Genomic DNA, 25,123 nt, shown 5'->3' with positions numbered 1-25,123 from the left:
GTTGGACGCGATCGCTTTCGTCCAACTCGATAAGTCAAGCAACCGAGTCCGGCTTGTTTCTGCGGGCGATCTTTATAATCAGAAGAATGATTCCGATAGCAAAGAGAAGACAGCCAACCATGATGCTCGATGGAGAGCCATAGCGATAGCCCGATGCAAAAATGAGAAAGCCTATGAGCAAGAGGCCGATAGCTATCAATTTGTTTGCCAACAAGGCCTTGGTGTTTCCTTCCATTGTAGCAGCTCCTTAAAATTTGACGTTTCGAGGTGGTGTCGAGGGTCTTTCTGGCTTTCGCTCTATTCGGTCTTTTCTTCCGGCTCCCAGGAAGCCGACTGAACATTCGAGTCGAGCGCGAGGTGAGCGACGACGCGTTCGACTGATTGCGCATCATCACGGTTGCTGAACAACGTTGCTTCTATTCTCATGGCGTCGCCCTCATTGATGGGATGGCTGTTAAGGGAGCGTAGGCGGAGGAGGTTTGTATTGATGGTCTGAAGCAGAATCGATCTGAGCAAATAAACATTATCTCGTGAGCATACGATCTCTATAGTGTACGTGTATTCGACGGCAGGTTGTTCCTGAGAGTGCCTTCGAAAGAATCTTGAGAAATTAGGAAGAAGCGAATTGAGTATAATAATGAGCATTGCGGTTTCCGCGGCCAGCAGCAGAAAGCCAAAGCCTACGAAGACCCCGACAGAGCCAGTGCTCCAGATCGTCGCGGACGTACTCAACCCTCTTATGTTGGAACCGTCCCTGATGATCAGGCCGGCGCCAAGGAAGCCAATGCCGGTTACGACCTGAGCCCCCATTCTAAGATCGAGACCTGAGCCAAGAGCGCCCGGCAGCGAGGAGCATGCCGCCGCGCCCAGTGCGACCAGCGCGTGCGTCACAAGTCCTGTATATTGTTGCCGGTACTGGCGTTCCGCACCGATCAGCGCGCCGAGCAGCAACGCAAGCACAAGCTTCAGCAGGATTGATTGAGTTATCGCGACTTCAGCTTCCAAATGTTCATTCCGTCTGATTCAAAATGCAGGGGCTTTCATCACATGGCGCCGATCTCGGACGCCGGCTGCTGGGACACGGATTGCCGGGATGCCGACCGCTTCAGGATTGTGAGCGGCAGATGGAGAACGAGGGAGGCGTTATCGAAGATGATCTGCCGGGTCTCTTCGGCTTTGTCTTCGACCGGCATATCTTCGTTCACGATGAGACGGCGCAGCAGGGGCCCGGACCTCAACAGCTTCATCAGTGTTTCCGACGTTGCAAAGCCGCTGTGGCCGCCGCCGTCCACGTCGGAAATGTCGATAACCTGAATGTCCTTTTTCTGGAGGAGCGGGATATCGAAGCCACTGCCGACTCGTGGCTGGCCACCTGCAATGCGCCGCGACAGGCTCAAGGCGCGATCTCGCCGAGAGACAACGATCGTGAAGGGGTGCGGCAGTTGGGGTATGTCCCTGACTTGGCTGCTGAAGACATCTGGATCGATATCGGGCGCGGCAAGCAAGACGCCGCGGATTCTTGAGGTAACCGCCGCCTTACCTTGCAATACAAGGGTGCGAAGCGCCTCCATTACGACATACGCGCCCATGGAATGGCCGACGATGAAAACACCGCTAGCGTTCGATCGAGCTGCGATTTCGATCGTTTCGGCCAAGCCGTCCCGCGCCTGGAGAGCGCTATCGCGATCGAAAAGATAGGCGCCGATAGATCCCGCCGACGCCCAGGAGAAATGAACCGGAACCGAGGAGATGCGGTAGTCGTGGACGACTTGGGCATTACGAAACAGGCCTTCGGCAAAATTGTTGTTGTAGCCGTGCACGAAGATAAACACCTCGCGCTCCGAAGGCGGACGCTTCGCCAGCATCCCGTTCAACCGACCTGCGAAGGATGCTCTGTTCTCGAAGCGGACAAGATCACGAGCGGAAAAATGGCGCTTCGGATCGGGTGATGTCGATGACGTCTCGACGACGCCCGGCCGGTGTGTGGCCGGCACGACGACAGTCAACTGCGAAAAACTCAACGTCGGGGAACGATCCCGCGAATAGGGCGGTTCGGAGGTGGGGAACCTTGTGCGCGTGGTGGCAATCAGGAAGGAAATAGCCGACATTTTGTTGCTAATTTGTACAGGCGAGGCAAGGCCCGTCACGGCTCTTGGACCGGCGCAGCTTTGCACCAGCAACGCCAGCGAGATAACCAACACAAATCGTCCTGCGGGGTTCTGCATGCTGCTGGCCGCGCCGGCTTATCTTCGTAAACTCACCAGCGTTTGGCCATCCTTGTCCAACAGTTGCACTCGTCCTGTCTGTGGGGCTTCAAAACGATGGACGGACCCGAGTGCCTTCAGAAGACTGCGCTCTTGATCCATGAGGGGCTGATCGCAGATCATCCTGGACGAGCCGGTTTCCGAGATCGTCAGCGCTTCTCCGGTCAAGGCGAAGCCGCCAAAGAACCGATTGCACGAGCCATTCCCATGGATGCGTCCATCTGGCTCGAAGGCAAGGGTGGGTTTCGAATCGGAGACCGTGGTTTCTTCTCGAATTTCGTCCACGAGCCAATCTCCGTGAAGGAGGTCGCCCGGCTCTCCGGCGCAGCCCCCAAATTTCCGGTCGCCAAGGATGACGGTCGCGGTTTGGGGGTATGGCATTCCGCTCATGGTATCGACGCATATTTTGGCAGCGATGGTCAGCGCGAGTTGCCGGCCGTCTACCGTCGCCAGATAGGTGTCGGCGTCGCCTTGCCTTGTGGGACGCGGAGCCGGCTGAACTGTGAAGGTCTCGCCCCCTAAGGCGTTAAAGCTGAGCGCGGTGTCCGAGATGCTGATTTGCCAACCGGGTTCGTTGCCGCGTGCAGCCAACGAGGCAGCCTCCGCATTGCTCGTTGCGGTGGCGTACAGCGACAACACCGCGAGCGAAGCGGCCAACGGCAAGGATGAGCAGGACTCTGGACTCACGGTTGCAGCCTCCAGACGATGCGTCACTGAACTCGAAGGCCGCCCGGAAACCGGCCTCTGGGGGCAACTTCGCCAAATATTGCGCCGAATGTACTTGCATCCGGCCGTCAGTCCATCGCCGCGGTTCGGAGAACGAGTCCATTCGGCGAAGAAATGGACGCAAAGCCAAGAATTGAGATTCCAAGAACATAAATGGTTGCCGCGGGCCATCTCGACCGCCCTTTGGCGAGAACGAACCTCAATGTGATGGTTCGATCGTGTCGAGGCGTTCCGTACGATCTCCCGGACGCCGGGACGACAGATACTCGGTTGCTTTCTGGACGACAAAATAGACGGAGGGGATGATCAACAGGCCAATCGTCGTAGCCGCGGCCATGCCCCCGAAAATTGTGACGCCAACAGCCCGCCGCGCGCCCGCGCCGGCGCCAGTCGACACGACAAGAGGAATGATCCCGAGGATGAAGGAAACCGCGGTCATCATGACGGCCCGGAAGCGCTGCTCGGCCCCGATCCGCGCCGCCTCCATTACGCTTAGTCCCTCATCGCGCCGCTCCTTGGCGAATTCCACGATCAGGATGGCATTCTTCGCCGCCAGTCCGATCAGCAGCACGATGGCGATCTGCACGTAGAGGCTGTTCTGCATCCCGAAGACCTTCAATGCCGCTATGGCGCCGAAGAGAGCCGCTCCGAGCGAAAGGATGACGATCAACGGAAGCGACCAGCTCTCGTATTGGGCGACAAGGAAGAGATAGGCAAAGAGGAACGCCAGCGCAAAGACCAGCCCCTCCTGGCCACTGCCGCGGCGCTCTTGAAACGACAGGCCTGACCACTCGAAGCCATAGCCAGTCGGCAACAGTTGGGCCACTGTCTTCTCCATCGCGTCCATGGCGCCGCCGCTGCTGCTTCCAGGTGCGGTAATGGCGTTTATGGGAGCGGCGACCGAGAGATTGTAACGCTGGATGGCGAATGGCGACAGGATCGTCGTCAACGACGCCAGATTGTTCAAGGGCACCATGGTGCCGTTCCGGCTACGCACATGCAGGTTCAAGATGTCTTCCGCATGGGCACGGAAATCGGCATCGGCCTGCAGATTGACTTGGAACACGCGGCCATTGAGCGTGAAATCATTTACGTAGCGCGATCCGAAGGCCGCGCCGATGGTGGAATAGACGTCCGACACGCTTACCCCAAGCGCTTCGGCGCGCGTTCTGTCGACGTCGACATAGACCTGCGGGACATTGGCGCTGAAGGTGGTGGCGGCCCCGCCGAGCTCCGGCAGATGATTGAAGGCGCCAAGCAGGGCGCCGACGACCTGCGCGATCTCTTGTGGCGGCTGTCCTTCAAGCGCTTGCAGGCGGAAGTCCAGGCCACCGACCGAGCCGATGCCGGCAATCGCCGGCGGCGCGAACACGGCGACGTTCGCGCCCGGAATTTGGGAGAACTTCACCCGCAGCGCCTGCAGGATGCCGGCGAGCTGCAGTTCGCTGGACCTGCGCTCGTCCCAGGGCTTCAGCGCCGCGACCGCCATTGCGCCGCTCGGCGAACTCGTCGACTGAAGGATGCTGAACCCCGCAACCGTGATGACGTCTTGCACGCCTCCGGTGTCGGTCAGAATCTTGCGCACGTCCTCCACGATGGCTTTCGTGCGGTCGAGCGAAGCGGCATTGGGCAACTGGATGTCGACGAACAGCGCGCCTTGGTCCTCGTCGGGCAGGAAAGTCGACGGTAGCCCGGTGAAGATCAGATAGGCGGCGGCAAAACAGGCAAGCAATCCCGCCACCTGCACGTACCAATGCCGCACCAGAAACCCGACGAGGCGTCCATAGCCGTCGCGCGTCTTGTTCATGAATGCCGTGAACCAGGCCAGCGGGCCACGCTTGAAATGGCCCACATCGCGCCGCAAAAGCAGTGCGGCCAGCGCCGGGCTCAGGGTCAATCCGACAAAGGAGGAAATCACCAGCGCCGAAGACAGCGTCACGGCGAACTGCCGGTAGAGCTGGCCGCCTATGCCGCCGAGAAACGCAGTCGGCGTCACCACGGCAAGCAGCACCAAGGTCGTGGAAATGATCGGCCCGGTGATCTGGTGCATCGCCTTGCGCGTGGCGTCGGCGACCGCGATGTCAGGGGTATCCTCCAGCACATGCTTGACGTTCTCGACGACAAGGATGGCATCGTCCACCACCAGGCCGATCGCCAGCACCAGCGCCAAAAGAGAAATCATGTTCAGCGAATAGCCGGCGGCAAACAGCACCGCCAAGGCGCCGAGCATGGAAACCGGGATGGCAAGCGCCGAGATGAACGTGGCGCGCCAATCCTGCAGGAAGACGTAGGTGACTGCGAGAACGATCAGGAACGCTTCAAGCAGGGTTCTGGCCGTCAGCGAGATGCTGGCATTCACGAAGCGGGTCGCATCGTAGACGATGTGATACTGCATGCCTTTGGGAAAACGTGACGAGAGGCGCTCCAGTTCGGCGCGGACCGACGCCGCGGTCTGGATGGCGTTGGCGCCGGGCGACTGGTTGATCTGCATCATCGCCGAGGCGTGTCCGGCAAAGCTGGCGCTCGAAGCATAGCTTAGTGCGCCAAGCTCGAGCCGCGCGATGTCGCGCAGGTAGACCTTGGCCCCCGCCGAGCCCGTGCGCACGACGATTTCCCCGAATTCCTCGACGCTTCTCAGCCGCCCCCGCGCGACCAGAGTGTATTGCAGCTCCGAGCCCTGCGCCTGCGGGGGGGCGCCGGCCTGTCCGAGCGTCGCCTGGATGTTTTGCCGCTGGATGGCGGCCGAGACATCGTCGGGCGTCAGGCCAAGCGCGTCCATGCGCTGCGGGTTGAGCCACACCCTCATCGAGTATTCCGAAGCCCCGGCGACCGAGGCCTCGCCGACGCCCCGCACGCGCGATATCGTGTCGGCGACGGTCGTGGTGATGAAATTCGTGATCGCCAGCGCATCGAGGCTGTCGTCCGGCGAATAGAAAGCGATGCCGAGGATAAAATCCGGCGAGCGGGCACGCACGGAGACACCTTGCTGCGCGACCGCCGCCGGCAGGCGCGAGATCGCCAGCTGGGCGCGGTTCTGCACGTTGATCTGTGCTGTCTCGGGATCGGTTCCGACCTCGAAGGTCACCGATAGCGTGTATTGGCCGGCATTGGAGCTGGTGGACGACATGTACATCATGTGGTCCACGCCATTGATGGCCGTCTCCAGCGGGCCGCCCACCACGTCGGCGATGACTTCCGCGCTTGCTCCCGGATAGGAGGCCGACACCGTCACCGTTGGAGGGGTGATCTGCGGATACTGCTGTATGGGAAGGGAAAACACCGCGATCCCGCCGGCGATCGAAATGATGATCGAGACGACGATCGCGAGCCGGGTGCGGCTGATGAAGAGGTCCGAGATCATTGCGTACCCTCCGCTTCGCGGGGGGTGACCTGCTGACCATCGGAAACGCGTTGCAGGCCCTCGACGACGATCGTTTCGCCGCCTTCCAATCCGCTCGTCGCCGCCCAGCGATTGTCGATGCGCGCACCGGTCGTGATCGCCTGCCTGGTCACGGTATTGTTGTCGTTGAGCACGAAGACGAACTTGCCCTGGCGGTCTTGAAGAACGGACGCCATCGGCACCATCGGCAATTTCCTGGCTTCTTCGTCGACGATTGTTAGCCGGACGAACTGGCCAGGCGCCAATATGTGGTCCGGGTTGGGGAACAGCGCGCGGACGGCGACGGTACCGGTCTGCTGATTGACCTCGTTGTCGATGAACTGCACCCGCCCCGGTGAAGCAAATTGTGTGCCGTTGGCGAGAGACAGACTCAGGTGGAATTTGTTCGCATCGATCTTCTGGCCCCCGGCGAGTTTCTGCCTGATGTCGACCAAAGTGCTGTCAGCGATCGAGAATGCGACGCGGATAGGATCGAGCTGGACGATGCGCGCCAATGATCCGGAGCCGGGCCCCACGAGATTACCGCGCGTCGCCAGGGAGCGGCCGATGGTCCCATTGATGGGAGACTTGATCTGAGCATAGGAAAGATTGAGTTCGGCCGTATTGAGGGCTGCATTGGCGCTTTGAACATCCGCCGCGGCGACATCGAACGCAGCCTGCGCGTCATCCAACGTGGCCTGAGCAATAGTCCTGCGGCTGAGCAGGTCCCTGGCGCGTGAGAGGCTTTGTCGCGCGGCGTTGCGGGTGGCTTCGGTCCTGGCCACTTGCGCCTGTGCGGACATCACCGCCGCCGACAGTTGATCCGGCTCGATTTCGAAAAGCAGATCGCCCTCCTTCACGTGCTGGCCTTCCGAGAACCTGATCTCCTTGAGCAGGCCGGACGCGCGCGCCTGAATGTCGGCCGCATCGATCGCCTCGACCTGCGCGTTGTATGTCAGCGGCGCGTTTGCCGGACCGGACTGGACCTTCTGCACGACCACTGGCACCGTCGCCGCGGTCTGCGCACGTGCCGCTCCCGCGAAGCCGGCCACGCCGACTAGCAATGCGGCCGCCACGACCCTGGCTCGAAAGTCAAAATTGCTTTTCATCATCGTCGGATCCTGCTCTCAAGACAAAATCTTCGTCCTGCGCACGCTCAGCGCAATGACGAGATACGCCAGTCCAGCAATCATCATGGAAAATCCGGCCACCAAGCCAGTCGGCATCTCTCTGACGATCGGCCACTTCAGCAGTATGGAGAAAGCAGCGAATATGGCCACGATTCCGGAAACGGCGAACCAATACCAGCCGCCGACTTTCCTGACTTCAGCGGCGATGATTAATTGAAGAACACCGTGGACAAATAGTACAAACGCTATGAACAGTGATATTGCGGCCGATGCTTTGATAGGATTGAAGTAAATCATGATGCCGCCGATGAGCTCGAAGAAGCCGGTCAGTTCCTGCCACACGAAGCCCACCCAACTTTTGATCCAGAGCGATTGGATGACCTTGATGACGCCGACTGCCATCAGGGCCACGGCGAACACGACGTTGGATGCGAAATTGGAAACGCTGGGAACTGCGACTGAAAACACGCCGCCCGCAAGCAGGAGGAGCCCAAAGAGCAGAAACCTGCGCCACTTGCCCTGCTCGATTTCGGCCCGTTCATATGGCGTTGCAGGTGGGTGATCCGATTTTTCTGGCATGTCCCCGTTCCATGCAGGTTCTAAATATCGATCTCGCACCCTGCGGGCAGAGAAGAGAGCCGAGAGCGCTCAATGGAAAGTATCAGGAAGAAGTCTGCCGGACGGAGCGTCAGGAGCCTGTCTGGTTGCCTCGCGGCGAGATTTCCCGATGACGACGACTGCCTAGTCGAGATTTTCTCGCGGCCTTGCTTCGTCAGGACCATGAGGCCGTGTCGGATTAACTGATTGCTGGGAAGTGAAGGCGGCATACGGTTTTCCGCTGACTCTCAAAGGGTGCTCTTGTGAAGCCGGCCGTCCTTCATGATGACGACGAAGTTCTTATTTGGATCCTCGATCAGCCGGATGTCGTCGAGCGGGTTGCCGTCCACGACTAAGAGGTCCGCGAAAGCTCCTTCTTCGATGACGCCGAGCTTGCCCGGATAAGGGTTGCGCAGATTGGAGAGTGCGAGCAGTTCGGCATTGCCGGAGGTGGCCATCTGCAGGACTTCGGCGTTCTTGTACCAGTTGGCCAAATGCGTGAGCATCATGCTCTGGCGCGGACCCAACGCAGGCGAGAACAGCACGTCGGAACCCCAGGCCGTCTTGATGCCATGTTTGCGAGCAAAGGCATATATCCTCGGCGTCCCTGAGAAAAGCTCCTGGGCGCGGTCGGCGCTAGGTCCCGTCAGCGGGCCGGTGTCCTCCGCCGTCAGGAAGGGCTGGGTGCTTAGCCATGTGCCCTTCTCGGCGATCATCGCCGCCGTGTCCTCGTCCATCAGATGCGCGTGCTCGATCGACTGCACCCCAGCTGCCAGCGCGCGTCGTATCGCGCGAGACGTATAGGCGTGCACGGTAACGTAGGTGCTCCAATCCTGTGCCACCTCGACGCCTGCCCGCAGCTCTTCTTCGCTGAAGGTGACGATGTCCAGCGGACTGCGGGGCGATGATACGCCACCGCCGCCCACCAACTTTATCTGTGACGCGCCTTGGAGAAGCTGCTCCCGGATCCGCATCTTCAGGTCGCCGATATCGTCGACGATGGCCGCTCCCCCCAGGAGTTCACCTTTGCTGAGCTTGCCGCCGTCGCGCGGAATCTCGCTTGGCAGGCGAAGATCGGCGTGGCCCCCGGAGGTCGTGATCATCGCGCCGGAGGGATAGATGCGCGGGCCAGGGATCAGCCCGGTGTCGATAGCCTGCTTGAAGGAGAAGGAGGGACCTCCCAGATCGCGTATGGTGGTGAAGCCGCGACTGAGCGTGCGATCCGCCTCGGCGGTGGACGCTGCGAAGATAATCCCCGGGTCGCCGTTAAGCAGGATGTTGACCGGGACCGCCGCGAAGATCGCATGCCAATGCGCGTCGATGAGCCCTGGCATGAGGACGCCATTGCGGCATTTGATGACGGTGGCGTCCTCCGGGGGAGGGGCGTTCGTCATATCGATTCCGGAAATCTTGCCGCCCTCCACCAGGATTTGCGCTCCGTCCTTCACCGTACCCGACTTGCCGTCGAATAGCCGGACTTCGCGAAACAGGATCTTGGAAGGGGGCGCGGCCGTCTGCGCGAAGGACGGCTTTGTCAGCACCCCGGCGATGGCGGCAGCCCCGAAACCGGAGAGAAAACTACGCCTGGAAAAGGCCTCCAGACGACGAGAGACTCGTTGAAGATCGGGATTGAGACAACCGCAACCAGAACTGTGAACGAGGTGACCGTACTTCGAGCCTAGCCGCAGCATGTCTTTTGCTTTCGGTTGAGCGACACTGACACCTGCCGGACGGCGCTTCGTGTCGCGGTTCTTGTCATTTCAGGTCCCGTTACTCGACCAACACATCGCCGCCGACAGGATTGGCGCTGTCAAAGATGAGGAATACGATCGGAGTCCCCGATTCCGCTGTTGCATCGGTCCGCCTGGCGCCGACTTCGCCGCCGAGAGGCACGGAGTATTCCGCGACGATTTCCCCGAAGGTGTTCCTTTGGACTGCAACTTTCTGTCCGGGCCGAACGGTCTCATTGAGTTCGACCAACAATTCGATGAAACCGCCATGCGTCGCGGTGACGGGAAACATGCCGTCCGCGACGAAAACGCTCGAATCCTTGCTGGTTCTGCCGATAGGGCCTGAAATTATTCCGTGGTGCTTGATGACGTTCATCGTTCCTTCGACGAACAGGGCGATCATGTCGTGATCGAAGATCCGCGGCTTGCCGATCTCGGGCGTGAAGGCGGGAATGCCGGCATCGATGAGGGCATTGGCGAGAAGACCTCGCTCGCCAAAGTTGTCGAAAATCTGATCGACCGGATAGAGTTCCGCCATCGCCCGCACTTCGGGGAGATCCATGCGTGCAAGGTGGAACGCCGTCGCGTCCATGCCCGTGGCGGCTGTATGAAAATCGATCCCGTAGTCGAGGTTTGACCGCAGAAGCCGGTTGAATATCAGGCCGGCGTGGCGCGTCGGCGCGTCGGGAGCGTCCTCGTTGCCAGGGAACAACCGATTGATGTCGATCAGGTCGATCCCGCGCCCCGAATTCGGCCATCTCCGTTCCATGCCTTCCATTGCGGGGCGCGAAATGTCGAGTACCGCCATCACCGATCCCGACATCGCGGCCGGATCGAGCTCACGCATTACGGATTGCACGGTTTGAATGGGGCTCATTTCATCGCCATGCACGCCGCTCATCAGCCCCAGTCGTTTGCCTGGGGCTGCCCCCTTGGCGACCATCACCGAGACGTACCAGTGCTGGCCCGTCGGCATCTGTACGCCCTGGAAATAAAAGCTGTGCTTGCCTGGTTCCAGATCCGAGATGTCAAGCGAACTGATGACCTTCTTTCCGTCGATGGCATCGCCGGTATAGACGGTCCCCGACGTCCCTGCGGGAGACGCGTTTGCAGGTGCCGAGCCCGTTTGCGCCTGCGCCGGCCCGGCCATGAGCGCAGCGGCAGCGCCGATGGTAGCGACCGATGCGATCATGAAGTCGCGACGTCCGAGGCCCTCGCTGGTTTCATGCGCCATGGCTGTGTGGTCCCTGCCGATGAGGATCATGCTGCAGATCTCGCGGTGACGCCTGCGAGGGCGGCTAGATCGTCCTTACCGATTCCCGTTGTGCGCGTGGTATCCGGGCATTAGTCCCACAAGACATTTCAGGGAGTACAGCCTCCAACAAGAAAAATGGACTGGTGGTCTATGATTGGGATGCCTTGCATACTGAGTTGAGAGCCACCACAACCGGTGTGATAAGCCTCGGATATCACGCAGCCACCTCCACAACTTCCGTCGGGTACAATTAAGCCCAGTTCGCGAATTCCTGGTGGATACCTCAAATGGGCCGGATGGCATGTTAACGATTGATTAACATGCTTCTATGCTGGTAGTAGACAGGGTATTACATCCACCTTCAACATTGCTTGCCGGAGTTGTATATATTAGAATGAACTAATGTTCTTGCAATAACCCGTGTTGCACCAACAAAGACGGATAGTTGCTATGGATGCTATGGTTCATGCCGCCGGGCTATCTGGAGGAGCAGGTGCCGAGAAGTCCCTGCAATGCGCCGTCGACATCGATACCTCCACGGCACCACCTGCTAAGCAATTCGACCTGTTTCGAACCTGGTATCAAGGCGTTGCCGACACTGAACTTATGCAAGAACGGAGCCATTCATTTCCAGCACATGAAACAGTGTGGGATCTGGGAACGTTGGCTGTCATGTTCCTCGAATTGCCTGGCAGTGGCTACCGCTGTCGCTGGCGGCATTTGAAAAACCCTTCGGTGGACAATTGGTATTTGAGCCTGCCCTTGTCCAAGGGCAGGCTTCCTGGAAGTTGGCAGGTCGTGAGAACGACCCTGCAATCTTTTGCAGAGCCCTACGAATGCGTGATGGAGAACGACGCCCTCCTTGCCGTTTTCCTGCCACGCGACCTGCCTTTCATCCAATCGTCCAGGATTGAAATACGTGAGGAGTCGAAAAGACTCCTGGCAGACTACATGCTTCTGCTGCACCGTTCCTTTTCCGATCTGAGGGCCGTGGATGTGTCGCACATTGCCACTGCCACCACCAATCTGCTGGCTGCGTGCGTGTCGCCATCACATGACCGCATCACCGAGGCGAAGCGTGTGATCGACGCCGTGATCGCCGAGCGCGCTGCCAAAATCATTGCACAAAGTTTGAATGATCAGTCCTTGGCATCCGACAGGCTTTGCCGCGAACTCGGTGTGTCCCGCTCTCGCCTCTACCGGATATTCGAACCGGCCGGAGGTGTTTCGAATTATATTCGCCACAAACGCCTGCTCAAGACACGCGATATACTTTCCGACAGCTTGGATGGGCGCCCGATCTCCGCCATTGCCGGGGATTGGGGCTTCACGGATCCATCGGCGTATAGCCGGATGTTCAGGAAGGAATTCGGCATTACGCCAAAGGAGGCACGCGTGGAAGGCTGGCAAGGCGCCCAGGCCACGAGCTCGCAGCAGATCAGCCAGCCTGACAGCAGGGCGCACACGCTGAGTGGTCTTCTGCTGCGAAACAGCTTTGGGCCCTAGACTGCGATGGCGCCGGCAAGGATGCCGTAGATTGCCGCGACCGCGCCAAGTGCGGCGACGACGAACATCCCCATCTCGGCGGGAGTAAACACCCTCTGCCCCCGCTCCTTCCGAGCCATGACGAAGAGGATCGTGCCCGGTCCGTAGATGACGGCCGAGAGCAGCAGGTGCTTGGCGCTGGCGGCGTAGATGAGACCGGCCGTATAGATCAATGCTATCGCCGCCCTTGCGAAGTCGACACGCCGCGCTACGGGGTCGTTCTCGTAGCTCTCGCCGCCCCATGCGAGCTTGACCCCGTAAGCGGCGACAAGAAGATATGGGATGAGGATCATGGAACTGGTCAGCTCGAGAGCGAGCCTGAAGGCCTGTTGAGCAAAGAGCGTCAGGACCAGAAAAACCTGCACGACCGTATTGGTCAGCCAGAGCGCCCGCGACGGCACGCCATGCTTGTTTCTATACGCAAGAAAACGCGGCATGGTCTGGTGATGTGATGCGGTGAACAGGATTTCAGCGGCCAGCAGCACCCAGGACAGATAGGCACCGGCAACGGAGATCAGCAGGCCGAAGCTGACGAACTTGGCGCCCCATGGCCCGACCACCGCTTCCAATACGCCGGCCATGGAGGGATTGCGCAGCGCTGTCAGTTCAGGACGAAGCATGATCCCGTAGGAGGGAATGGTGACCAGCACAAGCAGACAGAGCACGCCGAGAAAACCAAGGAGCGTCGCGACCCCGACATCCCCGCGGTTGCGTGCGTAACGCGAATAGACGCTCGCGCCTTCGATTCCGACAAAGACGAATACGGTCACCAACATGGTCCCGCGAACCTGGCTCGCGATGCTGCCAACGCTGACTTCTTCCCCGCCCCAGAAATTGGCCGTGAAGACATCGGCGCTGAAGCCGTAGATAACGAAGATGATAAAGAGAAAGATCGGAATGATCTTGGCGTAAGTGACAATGGTGTTGATCGCCGCCGCTTCCTTGACGCCCCGCAGGATCAGCGAATGTACGATCCACAGAAGCATCGAGGAAATGACGATCGCCGTGATGGTATTGCCATCGCCGAACACAGGAAAGAAAAGCCCCAGCGTCGACTTTATCAGCACGAAATAGGAAACGTTGCCGAGAACGGCGGCAGACCAGTAACCGAGGGCCGAGAGGAAGCCGAGATAGTTGCCAAAGCCGGCCTTGGCATAGGCATACACGCCCGCATCGAGGTCCGGCTTGCGAACCGACAAGGTCTGGAAGACGAAGGCCAACATCAGCATTCCGACGCCAGCGATGGCCCAAGCGATCATGGCCCCGAACGGACCGGTCTCGCGACCAAAAGCCTGCGGCAAAGAGAAGATGCCCGCGCCGACCATCGAACCGACGACCATAGCCGTCAGGGTCCATATCGAGAATTTTTGCTGAACGGTCGAGTTCATTGAATTTGGATCAACAATTCCTTGGCGGACGGCGGTCCAGCGGCCTCATTGTTACGCCTGCAACCTATCTCGAATCTGGCGCCCACGTGATTGGCATAAAATCCCACTAGTATACCTGACGTCCAAAACCTTTGCCTTGGCTCGTTTAACCGGTTGCCGATATTCGCATTTACTGCTTCTGATCAGACATAACCTTGCTGGACCGAGACGTGTCGGCGAGGCGTCTGATCGCGAACTCTGGTTCGCGCAGCCAGGAGAGCGGTTTATGACTTCAAACGAAAATCAGAAGCTTTCGCTGTTTGCGCTGACCAGCATGGTTGTGGGATCGATGGTCGGCGCGGGCATCTTCAATCTGCCTGGCCGGTTCGCGACTGCGACAGGTCCGTTCGGCGCAATCATTGCCTGGGCAATTGCGGGAACCGGCATGTACATGCTGGCGCGGGTGTTCCAGGCGTTGGCCGAGAAGAGGCCAGACATCGACTCAGGCGTCTTCGCCTATGCCAAGGCCGGCTTCGGCAACTACATGGGCTTCCTGTCCGCCTTCGGCTACTGGCTCGGTAGTTGCCTGGGCAACGTCTTCTATTGGGTGCTCATCGGCTCGACGCTGGGGCGGTTCTTTCCCGGGATCTTTGGGGACGGCAGCAGCGCCATCGCCATCATCGTCTCGTTGATCGGCATCTGGGCTTTCCACTTCATGATCCTGCGCGGCGTCGAGCAGGCGACCTTCATCAATACTGTCGTGACGATTGCCAAGATCGTGCCGATCCTGGTCTTCATCCTGCTCCTGATCTTCTTCTTTCATTTCGGGCAGTTCCGCGAGAATTTCTTCGGCGGCTTGGACATGCCGCCGAAGTCCCTGATCGCCCAGGTGCGCGACACAATGCTGATCACGGTCTTCGTCTTCCTCGGCATCGAGGGCGCCAGCGTCTATTCCCGCTTTGCCAAGGTGCGTTCCGACGTCGGTACGGCGACGATTCTCGGTTTCGTCGGCGTCACAGGCCTGATGGTAGCGGTCACGCTGCTGCCCTACGCGGCTCTGCCGCAATCGGCTGTCGCCGGTGTCCAGCAGCCGTCGATGGCCGGCGTTCTCGAAGCGGTCGTCGGTCACTGGGGTGCGGTCTTCATCTCGATCGGCGTTCTGATCTCGGTGCTCGGCGCCTATCTCGCCTGGTCCCTAATCTGCGCCGAGGTGCTGTTCGCGGCGGCGAAGTCGGAGGACATGCCAAGGCTCTTCGCAGCGCAGAATGGCAACAAGGTTCCCGCTAACGCACTCTGGCTCACCAACATCGTCGTGTCGCTCTTCGTGATCTCCACCTACTGGTCGCGGGACGCGTTCAACTTCATGCTCGACATGACGAGCGTCACCGCGTTGCTGCCCTACCTGCTCGTGGCTGGCTACGGCATCCTGCTCGCTCGTAGCGGCGTTGGCTATGAAAAGACGCCGGATCAGCGCGGCCGCGACCAGATCTTCGCCTGGATCGCGGTGATTTACACGGTCTTCATGTTCGTCGCCGCCGGGCTCAAATACGTGCTGCTTGTTGCCGTCCTCTTCGCGCCCGGAACTATCCTCTACGTCTGGGCGCGGCGCGAGCAGAAATTGCAGCTGTTCACGCTCGCCGAACTCTTCGTGTTCGCCGCCACGCTCATCGCTGGCCTGATCGGAGCCTACGGGCTGCTGACGGGCGCCATCGCACCTTGAACAGAAAGAAGGAAGGTCATGACAAACAATACTTCATTCGGCGTTCATTCAGAGGTTGGTCAGTTGCGCAAGGTCATGGTGTGCGCTCCCGGCCGCGCCCACCAGCGGCTGACACCCAGCAATTGTGACGCACTCCTCTTCGACGACGTGCTCTGGGTAGACAATGCCAAGCGCGATCATTTCGACTTCATGACCAAGATGCGCGACAGGGGCGTCGAGGTGGTCGAGATGCACAATCTGCTCGCCGAGACGGTCGCCATTCCGGAAGCCAAGAAGTGGATCCTCGACCAGCAGATCGTACCGAACCAGGTCGGCCTCGGCCTCATCGACGAGGTCCGCTCCTATCTCGACGGCCTCTCTAATCGCGACCTCGCTGAAACACTGATCGGCGGGCTGTCGACCTTCGAATTCCCGGAAAGCATCGGCGGCGAACAACTGGCGCTGATCCGTGACGCGGCCGGCGTCAACGAATATCTGCTGCCGCCTTTGCCCAACACGCTCTACACCCGGGACACCACCTGCTGGATCTATGGCGGCGTGACGCTGAACGCCCTTTATTGGCCTGCGCGCCACGAGGAGACCATCCTCACCACGTCGATATACAAGTTCCACCCGGACTTCGCCGGCAAGGTCAATGTCTGGTGGGGTGACCCGACCAGGGATTGGGGGCTTGCCACATTCGAGGGTGGGGACGTGATGCCTATCGGCAAGGGCAATGTGCTTATCGGCATGAGCGAGCGCACTTCGCGCCAGGCTATCAGCCAAGTGGCGGCGGCCCTGTTTGAGAAAGGAGTTGCCGAACGTGTGATCGTCGCCGCAATGCCTAAGCTGCGCGCGGCGATGCATCTCGACACGGTATTCACGTTTGCCGATCGCGACTGCGTGCTGATGTATCCGGACATCGTCAACGGCATTGACGCATTCTCCTATCGCCCTGACGGCAAGGGGGGCGTCGAACTCCACAAGGACAAAGGCAGTTTCATTGAGACGGTGCGTGACTCGCTTGGTCTCAAGAAGATGCGCGTCGTTGAAACCGGCGGCAACGACTACATGCGCGAGCGCACCCAGTGGGACAGCGGCGCCAACTTGGTTTGCGCCTCGCCTGGTGTCGTCTTTGCCTACGATCGCAACACGTACACAAATACGCTGCTGCGCAAGGAAGGCATAGAAGTCATCACTATCTCAGGCGCGGAGCTCGGCCGTGGCCGAGGCGGGGGTCATTGCATGACATGTCCCATCATTCGTGATGCGGTCGACTATTGATAGCAATCCGGCCAGGCTCGGTACAGGCGGCCGGTCGGCCCCCAAATAGTCTGAAGGCCATGCCTGTCGGACGGCCTCCAGCACATAAAGACCGTCTACCCCAGAATTGCTCATAGAGCGTTGGAGTCGCTCCCAATCGTTTAGGAACAATCGGCACATTGTTTGGACGGAATGCTCGTTGTTGGCGAGCGGATGTAAATGTACCCAGGAGATGAAACCATGAGAAGTATTATATTCGTTTCTGCTTTGGCTCTGATGGCCGCGGGTTGTACTGCCACGGAACAGCGAACAGCAGGCACGGCGTTGGCAGGAGCCGGAACGGGTGCGGTCATCGGCGGCCTTGCAAACGGCAGTCGAGGTGCCCTTGTAGGCGCGGCGGTCGGTGGCGGCACAGGGGCTGTGGTCGGCGCTGCGATGGCACCGCGCGCGCATCATCGCGAATGCTGGGTTCGTGATCGCTGGGGTCACACGGTTCGCGATCGTCAGGGTCGACCCATCACAAAACGGTGCTAGGCGCGATGCGTAAGATCAGCTTTATTCAGCACGAATCGAGCTGGTAAAGCGATATCGATGAACATTGGTCTGGGCGCTGAGCAAGCTTCCGGACCAATTTCGGAGTTGTCTGTAACGCCATCCAGCCGGCCGGGAACAGACTATACCATGGCGAAGCGAACGCTCTTTGCGCCTACGTATATTCTGGCGGTTATCGCCGTCATATGGGCGCTGCAGGCCGCTGCCTCAATTTTCGCGCCAGTCGTGTGCGCTCTTTTCCTCATCGCGCTGGTGTGGCCATTGCAGCGCAACCTGCAGCGGCTTCTTCCAAAGCTGATCGCACTGGCGATAGTCGTCTGTGTCGTCGTCCTGGCATTCTTCGCCTTTGCATCGATCGCCAGTTGGGGTTTTGGCCGCATTGGCCGATCGGTCCTCGCGGACAGCGCCCGCTTTCAAGGACTCTACAGTCAACTCGCCGAGTGGTTGGAAGGGCACGGTGTCGTGATGGCCGGCGCCTGGGCCGAGCATTTCAATGTCGGCTGGTTCGTGCGGATAGCTCAAGGCGTGACCGCAAGGCTGAATACCGTGATCTCGTTCTGGATCGTTGTCGTCGTTTACGTGCTTCTGGGTCTTCTCGACGCTGAAGCGGCGGCTCGCAATGCTCGTGTAGCGCTGAGCGCCCAGGCGGCGGCCGCACTGATCAATGGCAGCAGTCAGACAGCATCGAAATGGCGACGTTACATGCTGGTTCGGACATTGATGAGCCTTGCGACCGGTTCGATGGTGTGCGCGCTTTCGGCGGCTTTCGGACTGCGGTTTGCCGCCGAGTGGGGCGTTATCGCCTTCACCTTGAACTATATTCCGTTTATCGGGCCGTTCGTCGCGACATTCTTGCCGACGCTTTACGCGCTCGCGCAGTTCGGATCGCCACAGGCCGCCGTCTCGATTTTTGCCGGCCTCAACATCATTCAGTTCGTCATCGGCAGCTACATAGAACCGCGGGTTGCCGGTTACGTGTTGGCGATGTCGCCTTTTGTGGTGCTGTTTTCGGTCTTCTTCTGGTCGTTTCTTTGGGGTGTGTTCGGCGCGTTCATAGGTGTGCCCATCACCATCGCGCTGGTTACTTTTTGCTCGCAATCGCCGGCGACCCTTTGGATCGCTCAGTTGCTTGGGTCCGCCGATCGGCGGAACGCGTGATTGCCGCCAGGAAATTCGATTGGCCGGGCCCCTAGCGACGTCCGGATCCCGCGCCCCGGACGAGGCCGATGATACAAACCGACAGGATGCCGCCAAGAAGGCCGGCAATGCCGACGCCAATCAGCACGCCGGGCGTGAGGGTGCCGACACCACGAGCGGTGGCATCGACAGCATTTTCGACGTTGCCGAGGAAGTTTGCCAAGGCGGGAATCCGACCGGCCAGCCCTGTCAGGGCCAGTCCTCCCACGACGCCAGCCGCCGCGACAGATTTCCAACCCAGCGCAGCCATGCGCCAAAACCAAGTCGTAGCGAAAGCTCCGCCCGCGCCGCAGATGGCTTCAATCAAAAGCAGGGCCGCTGTCTCAAGGCCGGACATGCTTGCATCGCCCACTTGCTATCCGGCCATCCATCGCCCTTGCCGACCAGCAGAGTTCCGATTCCGGGATGTTCCGTGACCGCGTCAGGCGGTCGCGGTCGCGCCTTGGCCGGCCATCGCCGAAGCGCGTTGAAGCGCATCGCGCAGAACCTGCTCCTTCGTCTCATCCAGCGACGTCTTAAGCACCACGCCGCCAAAGGCCTGGATCTCCTTGAGCACCTTGTCCGCTGTCATCTCGTGCGCGAGCACGAATAGGGCAGCGTCCCCAGGCTGGATGCTGGCTGACAGATCGCGCATGAACGCATCGTTGATGCCCACGTCCGTCAAAGCGCCGCCAAGGGCTCCGGAGGTGGCGCCGACCGCAAGCCCGATCAGCGGATTCAGGAAGAGAACACCGATAAGCAAGCCCCAGAAGCTACCGGATACAGCGCCTGCCGCCGTCGTATTCACAAGTTGATTGAGCTTTATCGCACCCGCCTCGGTCTTGGTGGCAATAACCGCGTCGCCAAGTTTAATAACGTATTCCTTTTGAAGTCCTATGAGCCGTTGACGTACCTCTTCAGCCTTGGCCTCGTTTGGATAGACGATGACGATCAGATCGGACATGGGACCCTCCTAGGCTAAGACTTTCCAAGGCACGTAATACACATCCTAGAAGGTGAAAGATTGAGCCGGAAATCCGAATAGTGTGCAGCACGTCTCATTTTGCTTGCCTGTCCGACTGGCAAGCCTGCGGTCTCGACATTGGTTGTCGGCCGCTTCGTCCGTTGCGCTCGGCTTTGTCGCGACGAATTCTCGTCCGGAGCCGCCCGAACTTCTCCTATGTGATCAGAGGCGCGCTGCTGGTCTCGAGGGGTGGCTGATCCCGATCATGCGGCATCGTGCGCATCGACGGGCCGTTCGCGACGTCCAGGACAAAATGAAACCCTACGCAAAAAGCTTGCCGCGCTTGGGAACCGTCGCGGCAGGACAGGAGCCAATGCCGCAAAGCGGGTAACGGTCACGGTGAAAATGGTTGGATCATCGGGTCGTATCCGTTGGCCGAAAGCCTGTAACGAGCCAGCCCAGGCCGTGAAGAACTAGGTCGATACCCATGAACGCCCCAATCACCCAAACCCCGGTCGATGGCCATCCGATGAGTATCAAGAAGCCAGCCGCGAGACCGAACAGGCCGGAAACAAGCATCATCCATCGGTCGGTGGACAGGTAGCGCAGGCTCAAAGACATTCTTCCGAGCCCAGATATCACGAGCACGACACCGAGCACCCATGTGAGGATGATAGATCCCAGCACCGGCAAGCTGATGAGCAGGCAGCCAAAAACGACGTACAGGATGCCGAGCATCGTCTGCCAGAGAAAACCACGCCACCCGCCGGCCCAGATGGCGAGGGCGATCTCGACAAAGCCGGCGCATACGATCGCAATTCCCAGGACAAGCGCGCTGATGGTCGTGGCCAGCGCCAGATCGCCCAACACGAAGATCCCTGCCAGGATAAAGACGATTCCGATCGCCGAGTTCGTCCACGCAGATCGTCTGGGTTGCTGGGTCTCGGACAACTGCGTCATTCCCTTGCCTCCCTGAGTCATCTACGAATGCGGTGGAAATCCACCACGCGGCCAGTACGGGCATTCAGCACTATTTCGAAAGTGCTGCCGCCAATGCGACGCGCGTGATAAACAAAATTGCGTCCCCGGCAGTCCACGCGACGCACGTCCCTGAAGCCTCTGCTCTGAATCAATCGCTGGCCTTGAGCGCAAGTAATCGCGCGGCCGTTGTTAAGGTTTGATCCGATATTTATATTTACGGTCACAGCTCCCGCTGGGGACACAGCGGCAAGAGGAATACCAAAGCCGAGTGCGGCACTTAACAGGGCAGCTAGTGCATATCTCCGCATATCTTTCGTCCTCTTTGGTGAATTAAGCCGACATCACGCGCATGCGAACACGTTGTCAATAATTCTGCATGGTGGCTCGGATATTTGGAGACACAATGCCTAGTTTCTGGATTCTTTGCATTTTATGCACTGCCGTCAGAGCGCGTGCGTTTTCGGTATTATTGTCGAAGCGCATCTCTTGGGATTAAAGCGTGTCGCGTCGAAACAGATTCAGGCGACTCGCTTTAAGTCTTTGTTTTGATGCATATCGTCGTCCCAGAACCGCTGCGCACTTCTGGGCGACATGCATTAACCGCTGGTTTGACGAATGGAGATTGTCATGGGTGCCATTGTTCCTGCCGCCGGCCGCGCCGAGGCACCAGGCGTCCAGAAACACTGCAATGCACGAGGAGCCGACGCGTATCTGGATCTCGAAAGCTGCGATGAAGTGCGCGACCGAACTGGATAGTCTTCATCAGTTTTCCTGAGGTGGGAGGCTCAACCGCCGGCGCATAGAGATGGCACAGCTCGGCCAACACCCCAGGACAGGCGTCCCTGTATGATGGTCAGCGTCCACTGACCGTTCGAATACGTCGTTCCTTCCGGTCCCTTGGAGGGCAGATCGACCTCGGCCGCGTCGTTGACGGATACAGAAGCGCGATCCCCGAGGAGACGCACTGCCAGACGCGTGCCGTCCTGGCACTCGTAGTGACTGACTGGGTAGGGATTGCCCACGCCGATCGACGTGCCAAACGCGGAATGCTTGAAGCTTACAATCATGATGGCGCTGATTGCCGCGATCGATAGATTTTTTAGCACAATAGTCCTCCCAACTGGCGCATCGACGTGGATGAAAACAGAGAACCATGTCTTCCCTGCGGACCTGCGACTTTCGGACCGAGATTCGTCGCATCGACCAGAACGCCGGACATGTATCAATTGATCGGCAAACGCCTTCGCGGAGATGCTCTTTGAACAGGCGGGATACTTCCGCTGGCTCACGCCAATGGCCCCGCCGGCCTTTGCCAGGCTCGCTTTTGCTCCCGTCCAAGCTTGCATTCAGCCGTTTCAACAAATCCCAGTAGGCTTCCTAGCACCAGCGAGCCCAGAGCGCACTCAGAAGGGCGAGATGCACTGCCGGCGTGGGCCATTGTAGGGCTGCCAGCTATTGTCCGAGACCCGGTAGGAGCGGTACCGCTGCGAGCACCAGTTCACATGGTTGTTCCAAGCGCTGTGATTGTGCTGGCGGGCAGCCGAGATCGCCATCCCGCCGAGCAGCATTCCGCCAATGAGGCCCGCGGCGACGGCGCCGCTATTGTTCCTCGAATGCCGGTGATGGCGTGGCGGACGCGAGGGCCGATAGTGGGGTGGCCTGTGGTGCGGTGGCCGTACTCCATGTCCCGATCGATGGCGGGAAGGCCTCCTTAGGTCGATGTTCGTGACCGTATCGGAAGCCGACGGCCTTAGCGCTCCGACGGGCATTGCCCAGGTGGGGGCTGCCATGCTTGCGATGATCGCAGCGACGATGATGCGCCTCATATGCTTCTCCGTGGACTTCATCCCGCCGTGCGACCTGCTGCTGCGGATGGCATCAAAGCCAAGTAATTTAAGGCAGTACCTGGTTTTCTTGGAATATGCGGTGAATCCCAAACGTGGATCGAGCGTTTATTTCTTGCTTGCGGTATGAATGAGGCTAGTCGAACAGCATGTCTTTCCGCCAATGACGCCCGTCGCGACAGGCGCCACCAGTGTTGCTCGAATGCCGGTGGCGATGCGGGACGGAGGGCCAGTGGTATGGTAGCGGTGCGCCGGTCTTTAGCGAGCTAGCGACAGACCCTCTCGACGCCTCGCTTGGACGATAATCACCTCCTGGGGAGGCTCTCACCCTGCTGAAAATCACCGCCCGGAGCGGCCTCTTGGCGTCCCGGCGACAAAGGCGCGCCCAATGCCATGCGCGCTACCTTCAAATGGCCTGCCATGCAATCAACACATAGAGAACTCGCGATGAAATTCGATCTGAAATCGCCGCCCGGCAAGCCCCGGCCCAATGTCGCGTAAACTCCGAATAAATCGGAAGGCACATTCACTTTTTCTAGTGTCGATTTAGATTGTCGTGACATCGCAAATCCACCGAATTCGATGTCACAGAATTGAATAATAATCGAACGTGCAAGTTACAAATTTGCAATATTAGTGAAAATAACTATACATATCGTCTTTATAAATACTATGGAATGAAAATGACAAAACTTTCATGATATGGCAATGATGCCGTAATGTAGGTTCTTCTAACCATCCTGGCCAAGGATGCTCAGTGCATCTCACTCAAAAGGATGGAACCCCATGAATATTGTCCCCAATTCGTATTCCGGAACTCGTCGGCGCCTGGCGGCGGCTGTAGTGTCGCTGAGCGCTGTAGGCGCTGTAGGCGTCGGAGCTGTTGTTTCCGGCACTGCCCCCGTGCTGGCCGACGCGGTGCATGTCCAGGCGCCGCAGATGCCGAGCTTCGCCGATGTCGTCGAGCAGGTTTCGCCGGCGGTCGTCAGCGTCAAGGTCAAGTCCACGGTCCAGCCGGTCGCCGACGACGGTTCCGACGATCAGGATGGTTTCGAGAACCTGCCCGACAACCGGCAGCAGGGCGGCTTCAAACATGGTGACGGCAAGCCGCGCCCGGTGGCACAGGGTTCAGGCTTCTTCATCTCGGAGGACGGATATCTCGTCACCAACAATCACGTCGTCTCGGAAGGCTCGTCCTTCACCATCGTCACCAGTGACGGTAAGGAACTCGACGCCAAGCTGGTCGGCACCGATCCGCGGACGGACCTGGCTGTGCTGAAGGTCGATGGCGGCGGCAAGTTCACCTATGTCGACTTCGCCGACGACTCCAAGATCCGCATCGGTGATTGGGTGGTGGCAGTCGGCAACCCGTTCGGCCTCGGCGGCACCGTCACTTCCGGCATTGTATCCGCTCGGGGCCGCGATATCGGCGCCGGCCCCTATGACGACTTCATCCAGATCGATGCTCCGGTCAATCATGGCAATTCGGGGGGCCCGACTTTCAATCTCAATGGCCAGGTGATCGGTATCAACACAGCCATCTTCTCGCCGTCGGGCGGCAGTGTCGGCATTGGTTTCGACATCCCGGCCTCGACCGCCAAGCAGGTCGTGGAAGACCTGATGAAGGAAGGCTCCATCAAGCGAGGTTGGCTCGGCGTCCAGATCCAGCCGGTCACCGCTGAAATTGCTGAATCCCTTGGTCTGAAATCCGACAAGGGCACACTGGTCTCGAACGCCCAGGACGCTGGTCCCAGCAACAAGGCAGGCATTGCCGCCGGTGACGTCATCACCCAGGTCGACGGCAAGGATGTCGATTCGCCCAAAGACCTCGCCCGCACGATCGGCGCCTATGCGCCGGGCAAGTCGGTCGATCTTACCGTATTGCGTAATGGCAAAAGCCAGACGATCAAGGTCGATCTCGGCACACTGCCGTCCAGCGACAAACAGGCCTCCGGCGATGACGGCAAGCAGGTCGCGCCTGCCAAGGCCGACGCATTGGCCGATCTTGGCCTGACCATCGCCAAATCAGACGATGGCAAAGGACTGGTCGTCACCGATGTGGATCCCAACAGCGATGCGGCCGATCGTGGCATCCAGCCGGGCGATGTCATCACCGCCGTCAGTTCGGCCAAGGTGAACACCACTGATGACGTCTCCAAGGCCATGGCCGATGCAGCCAAGGCTGGCCGCAAGGCCGTACTGATGCAGATCACCCGCGACGACTCGAGCCGGTTCGTCGCGCTGCCCGTGGGCAAGGCCTGACAGAAGGCGGCCTGGAGCCTGTTGGTTTCAGGGCGCCCGCCCCAAATGCTGCCGCCGCGATAGCCGCGAACATCCAGCAATTTCCCGCGGCGATGTCTGCCGCCAAGCCGCTGCGGGAACAAGGAGCCGAGCACGTCAGTCCGTCGTCGTGCCTCGCTCCTGGCGGCAGCGGGCTCCCTACGCCCGCGGCCGTTTTCCGCCATTTACGTCAGTGGCAAATCGACTGCATCATGAGCCTGAACGGATGTCGGGGCTCGCGGTGTTTCTTCTGCTCACCATGTTCGTCAGCACGCCCACGCTCGGCACGGGCCGCACGACGAGACTCCAGGGAGTGGTCCATCTCGGCATATTCGCCATGTTCCTGCTGATTTCGGCCGTGCCCTGAAGCC

General features: G+C 59.5%; 23 protein-coding genes. 8 read left to right on the top strand and 15 right to left on the bottom strand.

Annotated features, from left to right (window positions below; translation table 11 throughout):
* Positions 1 to 34: 34 nt before the first annotated feature.
* The 9 genes from LB547_RS10275 to LB547_RS10235 all read right to left on the bottom strand — a co-directional run bounded on the left by LB547_RS10275 (position 35) and on the right by LB547_RS10235 (position 11,060).
* Positions 35 to 235 carry a hypothetical protein gene (locus LB547_RS10275; RefSeq protein ID WP_140499417.1) on the bottom strand — a complete coding sequence of 67 codons (201 nt, stop codon included), beginning with the start codon at positions 233 to 235 and terminating at the stop codon, positions 35 to 37.
* A 62-nt stretch (positions 236 to 297) separates the two neighbouring features.
* Positions 298 to 1,005, bottom strand: coding sequence for an MgtC/SapB family protein (locus LB547_RS10270; protein ID WP_181178034.1), 708 nt, complete (start codon positions 1,003 to 1,005; stop codon positions 298 to 300).
* A gap of 38 nt (positions 1,006 to 1,043) precedes the next feature.
* A complete protein-coding gene (locus LB547_RS10265) occupies positions 1,044 to 2,225 on the bottom strand; it encodes an alpha/beta hydrolase (protein WP_140565652.1) in 1,182 nt (393 codons plus the stop codon).
* 18 nt (positions 2,226 to 2,243) lie between these two features.
* Positions 2,244 to 2,951: an META domain-containing protein gene (locus LB547_RS32485; protein ID WP_181171825.1), complete on the bottom strand. Its 708-nt coding sequence runs from the start codon at positions 2,949 to 2,951 to the stop codon at positions 2,244 to 2,246.
* Between the two features lie 238 nt (positions 2,952 to 3,189).
* On the bottom strand, positions 3,190 to 6,351 hold the full coding sequence (locus LB547_RS10255; RefSeq protein WP_140763564.1) for an efflux RND transporter permease subunit: 3,162 nt from the start codon (positions 6,349 to 6,351) through the stop codon (positions 3,190 to 3,192).
* Entirely contained in the window at positions 6,348 to 7,478 is a 1,131-nt protein-coding gene (locus tag LB547_RS10250) for an efflux RND transporter periplasmic adaptor subunit (RefSeq protein WP_224646870.1), read from the bottom strand. The genes LB547_RS10255 and LB547_RS10250 overlap by 4 nt, the downstream gene beginning before the upstream one ends.
* A gap of 18 nt (positions 7,479 to 7,496) precedes the next feature.
* Positions 7,497 to 8,078, bottom strand: a complete 582-nt coding sequence (locus tag LB547_RS10245; RefSeq protein ID WP_140499407.1) for an HdeD family acid-resistance protein — start codon at positions 8,076 to 8,078, stop codon at positions 7,497 to 7,499.
* 266 nt (positions 8,079 to 8,344) lie between these two features.
* Positions 8,345 to 9,787: a metal-dependent hydrolase family protein gene (locus tag LB547_RS10240; protein ID WP_140763561.1), complete on the bottom strand. Its 1,443-nt coding sequence runs from the start codon at positions 9,785 to 9,787 to the stop codon at positions 8,345 to 8,347.
* A 79-nt stretch (positions 9,788 to 9,866) separates the two neighbouring features.
* Positions 9,867 to 11,060, bottom strand: coding sequence for a succinylglutamate desuccinylase/aspartoacylase family protein (locus LB547_RS10235; RefSeq protein WP_140763612.1), 1,194 nt, complete (start codon positions 11,058 to 11,060; stop codon positions 9,867 to 9,869).
* Positions 11,061 to 11,531: 471 nt separating this feature from the next.
* Here LB547_RS10235 and LB547_RS10230 point away from each other — a divergent pair, with 471 nt between their 5' ends.
* Positions 11,532 to 12,587 (top strand): helix-turn-helix domain-containing protein, encoded by a 1,056-nt coding sequence (locus tag LB547_RS10230; RefSeq protein ID WP_140499403.1) that lies wholly within the window; start codon positions 11,532 to 11,534, stop codon positions 12,585 to 12,587.
* On the opposite strand, the gene LB547_RS10225 is transcribed toward LB547_RS10230, so the two are convergent.
* Entirely contained in the window at positions 12,584 to 14,014 is a 1,431-nt protein-coding gene (locus LB547_RS10225) for a basic amino acid/polyamine antiporter (RefSeq protein WP_140499401.1), read from the bottom strand. The genes LB547_RS10230 and LB547_RS10225 overlap by 4 nt on opposite strands.
* Before the next feature lie 265 nt (positions 14,015 to 14,279).
* Between LB547_RS10225 and LB547_RS10220 the strand changes: the two genes are divergently transcribed.
* The 4 genes from LB547_RS10220 (at position 14,280) to LB547_RS10205 (ending at position 18,665) form a co-directional block, all read left to right on the top strand.
* The gene (locus LB547_RS10220) at positions 14,280 to 15,713 is read left to right on the top strand and encodes a basic amino acid/polyamine antiporter (RefSeq protein ID WP_140663490.1); all 1,434 of its coding nucleotides are present in this window, start codon (positions 14,280 to 14,282) and stop codon (positions 15,711 to 15,713) included.
* Between the two features lie 18 nt (positions 15,714 to 15,731).
* Positions 15,732 to 16,976, top strand: coding sequence for an arginine deiminase (locus tag LB547_RS10215; protein ID WP_140559915.1), 1,245 nt, complete (start codon positions 15,732 to 15,734; stop codon positions 16,974 to 16,976).
* 198 nt (positions 16,977 to 17,174) lie between these two features.
* Positions 17,175 to 17,489, top strand: a complete 315-nt coding sequence (locus LB547_RS10210; RefSeq protein WP_318013589.1) for a YMGG-like glycine zipper-containing protein — start codon at positions 17,175 to 17,177, stop codon at positions 17,487 to 17,489.
* Positions 17,490 to 17,636: 147 nt separating this feature from the next.
* A complete protein-coding gene (locus tag LB547_RS10205) occupies positions 17,637 to 18,665 on the top strand; it encodes an AI-2E family transporter (protein ID WP_140499465.1) in 1,029 nt (342 codons plus the stop codon).
* Between the two features lie 31 nt (positions 18,666 to 18,696).
* Here the strand turns inward: LB547_RS10205 and LB547_RS10200 are convergent, their stop codons facing one another.
* The 5 genes from LB547_RS10200 to LB547_RS10180 form a co-directional block, all read right to left on the bottom strand.
* The gene (locus LB547_RS10200) at positions 18,697 to 19,041 is read right to left on the bottom strand and encodes a hypothetical protein (protein ID WP_140630383.1); all 345 of its coding nucleotides are present in this window, start codon (positions 19,039 to 19,041) and stop codon (positions 18,697 to 18,699) included.
* A gap of 84 nt (positions 19,042 to 19,125) precedes the next feature.
* On the bottom strand, positions 19,126 to 19,647 hold the full coding sequence (locus tag LB547_RS10195) for a DUF1269 domain-containing protein (protein WP_140763555.1): 522 nt from the start codon (positions 19,645 to 19,647) through the stop codon (positions 19,126 to 19,128).
* A 414-nt stretch (positions 19,648 to 20,061) separates the two neighbouring features.
* The gene (locus tag LB547_RS10190) at positions 20,062 to 20,607 is read right to left on the bottom strand and encodes an HdeD family acid-resistance protein (RefSeq protein ID WP_181167676.1); all 546 of its coding nucleotides are present in this window, start codon (positions 20,605 to 20,607) and stop codon (positions 20,062 to 20,064) included.
* Positions 20,608 to 21,413: 806 nt separating this feature from the next.
* A complete protein-coding gene (locus LB547_RS10185; protein WP_224655847.1) occupies positions 21,414 to 21,974 on the bottom strand; it encodes a hypothetical protein in 561 nt (186 codons plus the stop codon).
* 57 nt (positions 21,975 to 22,031) lie between these two features.
* Positions 22,032 to 22,181, bottom strand: a complete 150-nt coding sequence (locus tag LB547_RS10180; RefSeq protein WP_224618859.1) for a BA14K family protein — start codon at positions 22,179 to 22,181, stop codon at positions 22,032 to 22,034.
* A 166-nt stretch (positions 22,182 to 22,347) separates the two neighbouring features.
* On the opposite strand from LB547_RS10180, the gene LB547_RS10175 reads away from it, so the two are divergent.
* From LB547_RS10175 to LB547_RS10165, 3 genes are all read left to right on the top strand, one after another.
* A complete protein-coding gene (locus LB547_RS10175) occupies positions 22,348 to 22,602 on the top strand; it encodes a hypothetical protein (RefSeq protein ID WP_224655846.1) in 255 nt (84 codons plus the stop codon).
* A 656-nt stretch (positions 22,603 to 23,258) separates the two neighbouring features.
* Entirely contained in the window at positions 23,259 to 24,734 is a 1,476-nt protein-coding gene (locus tag LB547_RS10170; protein WP_140763546.1) for a Do family serine endopeptidase, read from the top strand.
* Between the two features lie 244 nt (positions 24,735 to 24,978).
* Entirely contained in the window at positions 24,979 to 25,119 is a 141-nt protein-coding gene (locus LB547_RS10165) for a hypothetical protein (RefSeq protein ID WP_404924750.1), read from the top strand.
* Positions 25,120 to 25,123 lie beyond the last annotated feature (4 nt).

The sequence above is a fragment of the Mesorhizobium sp. B264B1B genome (genome assembly GCF_020165765.1).
GTDB lineage: Bacteria > Pseudomonadota > Alphaproteobacteria > Rhizobiales > Rhizobiaceae > Mesorhizobium.
The sequence above is the reverse complement of the archived record's forward strand: the minus strand, read 5'-3'. Positions and strand labels throughout refer to the sequence as shown.